Annotated in this window: 7 protein-coding genes and 1 pseudogene; 2 read left to right on the top strand and 6 right to left on the bottom strand. The window is 41.2% G+C overall.

What is annotated here, in order from left to right; genetic code table 11:
- The 3 genes from AKG37_RS18545 to AKG37_RS09300 all read right to left on the bottom strand — a co-directional run.
- Nucleotides 1-338: collagen-like domain-containing protein (locus tag AKG37_RS18545; RefSeq protein ID WP_193391708.1), on the bottom strand; the 338-nt coding region annotated here is incomplete at its 3' end.
- Between the two features lie 44 nt (nucleotides 339-382).
- Complete coding sequence (locus tag AKG37_RS09305; RefSeq protein ID WP_060698561.1) at nucleotides 383-727, bottom strand: DUF3992 domain-containing protein; 345 nt, start codon at nucleotides 725-727, stop codon at nucleotides 383-385.
- Between the two features lie 74 nt (nucleotides 728-801).
- Complete coding sequence (locus tag AKG37_RS09300) at nucleotides 802-1,455, bottom strand: CotZ-related putative spore coat protein (RefSeq protein WP_060698560.1); 654 nt, start codon at nucleotides 1,453-1,455, stop codon at nucleotides 802-804.
- A gap of 391 nt (nucleotides 1,456-1,846) precedes the next feature.
- Between AKG37_RS09300 and AKG37_RS09295 the strand changes: the two genes are divergently transcribed.
- Nucleotides 1,847-2,218: an iron chaperone gene (locus AKG37_RS09295; protein WP_060698559.1), complete on the top strand. Its 372-nt coding sequence runs from the start codon at nucleotides 1,847-1,849 to the stop codon at nucleotides 2,216-2,218.
- 52 nt (nucleotides 2,219-2,270) lie between these two features.
- Here the strand turns inward: AKG37_RS09295 and AKG37_RS09290 are convergent, their stop codons facing one another.
- Nucleotides 2,271-2,852 (bottom strand): undecaprenyl-diphosphatase, encoded by a 582-nt coding sequence (locus AKG37_RS09290; RefSeq protein WP_060698558.1) that lies wholly within the window; start codon nucleotides 2,850-2,852, stop codon nucleotides 2,271-2,273.
- 228 nt (nucleotides 2,853-3,080) lie between these two features.
- On the opposite strand from AKG37_RS09290, the gene AKG37_RS09285 reads away from it, so the two are divergent.
- Nucleotides 3,081-3,542, top strand: coding sequence for a macro domain-containing protein (locus AKG37_RS09285; RefSeq protein ID WP_060698557.1), 462 nt, complete (start codon nucleotides 3,081-3,083; stop codon nucleotides 3,540-3,542).
- A 65-nt stretch (nucleotides 3,543-3,607) separates the two neighbouring features.
- Here the strand turns inward: AKG37_RS09285 and AKG37_RS09280 are convergent, their stop codons facing one another.
- Nucleotides 3,608-4,090 carry a TIGR01741 family protein gene (locus AKG37_RS09280; protein WP_060698556.1) on the bottom strand — a complete coding sequence of 161 codons (483 nt, stop codon included), beginning with the start codon at nucleotides 4,088-4,090 and terminating at the stop codon, nucleotides 3,608-3,610.
- 4 nt (nucleotides 4,091-4,094) lie between these two features.
- Nucleotides 4,095-4,892: pseudogene (locus AKG37_RS09275) on the bottom strand (DNA/RNA non-specific endonuclease); the annotation flags it as partial.

Raw genomic sequence — 4,892 nt, 5'->3', positions numbered from 1 at the left:
ACTCCCGTTGGGCCGGTTGCTCCCGTTGGACCGGTCACTCCCGTCGAGCCGGTTGCTCCGGTTGAGCCCGTAACTCCCGTTGAGCCGGTTGCTCCGGTTGGACCCGTTACTCCCGTTGGGCCTGTTACTCCCGTTGGACCGCTTACTCCCGTTGGACCCGTTGCTCCCGTCGGGCCGGTTACTCCCGTTGGGCCGGTTACTCCCGTTGGGCCGGTGGCTCCCGTTGAGCCCGTTGCTCCGGTTGGGCCGGTTATTCCCGTTGGGCCGGTTATTCCCGTTGGACCGGTTACTCCCGTTGGACCCGTTATACCTCCACACATATTAAGTTGGGCGCACATGTCTCTCACTACTTTCAATCTGTGGAATCTTCAAGACATACACACTAATACTGATAATTGAGAGAAAAAGAAACGACAATACTTCCAGTCGAGGTCCCGCCCGTAGCCACAATTCCAATGGAGTTCAGATCACTGAGCGTAATGGATTGACTCTCTCCTGGAGGTACAGTGAAGTCTGGAACAGCCGCACCGTTTACCTCTAATGTCACAGTAGGTGCTACAGCTGCAATCCCATTGTTTTCCACCATAATGGTCCCGTTTATGACAAATGGTGTTCCATCTGTCCAAATGATAACTGGATCCGCTGCTGCTGCTAAATCGACCGTGAAGCATACTGCATCATTCACAAAGCCTGTTTGCTCATTACTACACCCGCCTAAAATAGCCATTATAACCCTCCTTCAACCTATTCTTGATAGACTATGATCTAGTGATCTACGAAGATTGTGCGATTATCCCAAACTTAAAGCCTTATTTTCTTCCTTTGTACCATGTTTAATTGTATTTCTAATCGCGCCTGCACGTTTTCAGCAGCTTGATTCTTTAAAATCAACATCATATCTTTCACCGTAATCGCCCGGCTTTCTCCCTTTTGGACACAGATGTCATGACATGTTTTTTTCGTTTGAATGGTGATAGAAACTGGCACATTTTGATCATCATGATGATGCAAAACCACTGTTGCTGTATTCAGTAATTTTGTTCCATTACGCCATATTTCAACCGAACTGGACGATGCTGAAATACAAAGAAGGATGTGATGAGATTCAATGTTCTTTAATATGAGCGCATCATATACAGGCAGCTTCACTTCCATCAATCCGCATAAAAAAGACAGGTCGACAAGGATTTTTGAGCTGGATCGATACAAGACTTTCTGACAGCACGACGATCTCATGCAGCACGGAACAAGAAGCTCTAACACCACACAATTCTGTTCTTCATTGATGGAAATCAAAGAAAAATAACAAGTCTTAAATATACTTCTCTCAAAGAACACCCATGAGCAGAAAGGTTCCCCATCTTCCATGATGAGCAAAAAAGGAGAACTCAATGAACGTTTGTGAGTAAAGCCATCATTTTTTTTTTGATTGTTTATCTCTTTCAGTTTACTCATCAACAGTTTTGTCACTTTCCATCAGCCCAATTCAATGCTGTATACAAATCCATATGGTCTTTTATCATATGTGCCTTTGACTATTTTGTGCGATTGCCTAAAGACCATCGGCACCAGTCATCAGCGCAGCTTTTCATTTATCCAGTTTCTTTATATAATATGATCAATAACTTCCGCGCCTCAGTAGCTCTAGAAGGGAAGAGCGCCGTAAAACAAATTGTAGCTGGCGGGTCGCAAGGTAAGGGTTTCAGAAGCACCGAAAAGCACACGAGCTGAGACAGGTGAAATTCCGTAGGGAAGCGTGTTGCCCCTAGCCTATGCTTACGAAAGGAGTGCGGGTTCGAATCCCGTCTGAGGCTTATGAGGTCGATGGAAATGGAGGATAAACATCATGCATGTGTTTGAAGAATATATCAGCAATATCGGTAACCCCGAGCTGAAGCAACGCACTCAAGACATCTTACAATGGGTAAAAGACACATTCCCTCAATTAGAGCCGAGAATTGCTTGGAATCAGCCAATGTTCACAGATCACGGCACATTTATTATTGGGTTTAGCGTGGCAAAACATCACATTTCTGTCGCACCAGAAGGAAAAGGAATTGATCACTTTTCAGCTGACATTGTACAATCTGGCTACGATCATGGAAAAAAGATGTTTCGCATGAAAGAGAGCTTGCCAGTTGATTATCCTCTCCTTAAAAAAATCATCGAATTTAATATTGAAGACAAAGCGGATTGTTCAACGTTTTGGCGAAAATAAAAAGTACCCCGATCTCAGCCGTTAACAGATCGGGGTATTTTACTGCTGCATGTTATTTTGTTCTCTTCCCTACCAATTTTTGTTCAAGCCATTCATAGCACGACAGGATGGCATCAACACTTTTTTGAAATATCGGCAAATAAACAACAGCGGCGGCTGTTAAACACGCTATAGCAGCTCCTGCTAAGACATCAAATGGATAATGTACACCTACCCAAATCCTTGAAAAACCAACAGCGCACGCAATGATCAGCCAATAAATATGGCGTTTATGAAACAGCCAAAAGATCAGGCAAATTGAAAAAATAAAGATGCTATGATCACTCGGAAACGAGTTATTCACTTCCTTTTGAATCAAAAGATTGACGTGGCTCATTTCCGCAAAGGGCTGCTGATTGAAATAAAAGAGCCCTGCGATTTTTCCAAGTAACTCTGCCAATATGAAGGTCAGTCCAGCAGATACGACCATCGCCCTATTGTACCTGCTGCGATTTTGAAACCATACAAACAGACACATGAGCGCTGCTAACAGCACTGTATATTCAGCTAGTCCAATAAATATTGGATTCAAGTAACCATGATCGATACTGAGCTGATTCACCCACCTAAATAAATCTTCATTATATCCCTGCATCTCATTTCATCCCTTTTTAATTGATTTATGATAAGGATAATTGAAATGAGATGTCTGCCTCCATCGATCGAACGAACAAGCCATAGAATCAAATGACAGGTTTGTCACTTTACTGTCACTTGAACATCATGTACTAACTAAAAACTCATCAAAGGCTGTTAAATCACAGGACCAAAACTGTTATAATAGAACATAAGTTTGCATTTTATCAAAAAGGGGTTACTGCATATGATCAAAACGGTAGATGGCAATATATTAGAGGCAAGTGAGGACATCATCTGTCACCAGGTGAACTGTAAAGGAGTCATGGGAGCTGGATTAGCCAAACAGATCAAAAGCAAATACCCGAATGTGTACAAAGATTACAAACAATTATGTACAGAACAAGGAGATGACTTGTTAAGCTCCGTTCAACTCATCACAACAAAAGACGGAAGAACAATTGCCAACTTGTTTGCCCAAGTTGGGTACGGAAGAACAAGAAAGCAAACCGACTACGATGCTTTACACAGCTGCTTTCAACACCTAAAGGATACAGTGACACATTCATCTGAAGAGAAAAACCTAACGTCCATCGCCATTCCATACGGGATTGGCTGCGGATTAGCAGGCGGCGATTGGACGATTGTGGAAGAGATGATTGAAGAGGTACTGGGTGATTGTGAGGTGACGGTTTATCGGTTTAAATAATGGAAATGGGTTTCTTATGAAAAATATATAACAAATACCCTCCTTAATTCGGAGGGTATTCTGAGTTAGTTATCGTCTTTATTTTTTATATAATTTAATACGGCTTCTTTATCTTCTTCATCGTCGGGTAAAAATCCGAACGTTTCATATTCCCAAACTGCTATTCTCTGTATATTGTCAATACCTAAAGAAAATACATCTTCGTAACCAAAATTTGTTGACATTTTTCCTGAATAAGTCAACTTCATTTTTACAGTTGTCCATTTATCTGATTGTTCTTTAGTATACTCTTCCCTCAACTGTCTTAGCTTTCTTTGTAAGTTAATCAACAGGCTATCATATGTGTCTTCACTAACCTGATATTGATCTGGGATATTGTGAGAATAAAAATATTCCTCTTTATTAGGAACCGTAAAATAAAAGAGAGCAGATGCAGAGTCATCTAACATTTCTGCATACATCCAAATTGTATCCCATTCCACTGGGATCATTTCATTTAAATTTTTAGCTATTTCTCTATATAAGTTTTCCATCTCTTTTGTTTCCATTTATTCATCCTCCTGGTCTGTTATATATTGTGTCTGTATAAACTCTTCCATCTATCTTGTATTTGACTAGGAATTCAGATGGTCTTAACGAATCTGATTCATAAAATGCTTTTATTGAAACAGTCACAGTTTTAGGTGGATCGGTTTTCAATGCTTTCAACCACCGTTGCTCCATCTCATACCATTTCCCGCCACTTCTATTAATCTGTGAACTCATCGGCACAAGATTATCAATATCCCCAGACCCTTTAAAAATAGATGCAATCAAATGACCTCCGTCATCTTTTAATAATCTATCTGGCTTGCCTGAATTGGATTGGGCATATTGGTTTCTTTTGACCTCTCCGTATTTTAAATCACTTGCTTCGACTTTGACAATACGTCCGTAGTGATCGGTTGTGTAGGTGTAGCCTTGCTTTGTTGAATAAACAACATTTGGTTTTAACACTTTTTTACGTTTCCATCTCACATAGTGATCTCCGTAACTAACAACAGTCGGTGGGGATTTAGGTGCTGGTAAGCGTCTGCCTGTTTTAGAAATTCCGTAGCCTGAATTGTTGTCTAGACGTTTTGCCATGGAGAGGAGTTTATTTTTGAGATTTTCTCCGTCAAACACGTTATACGGAAGCTTCGGGCCACCAGCCATTTGAAACTTTGGTGAGTATGGCAATAGAAGACTCTGTCTAGTGATTTTGCTCCTTGTTCAAGCCCTTTCTTCACTGTTGTTTTAGCTGCCGTTTTCCCCGTTTTTGTAATGGCTCCTGTCCCTTTAGAACCAAAGACGATTTCTGCTAGAGAGCCA

This window comes from Bacillus australimaris (assembly GCF_001307105.1).
Taxonomy (GTDB): Bacteria; Bacillota; Bacilli; order Bacillales; family Bacillaceae; genus Bacillus; species Bacillus australimaris.
This window is presented reverse-complemented; position numbering and strand designations above follow the sequence as displayed.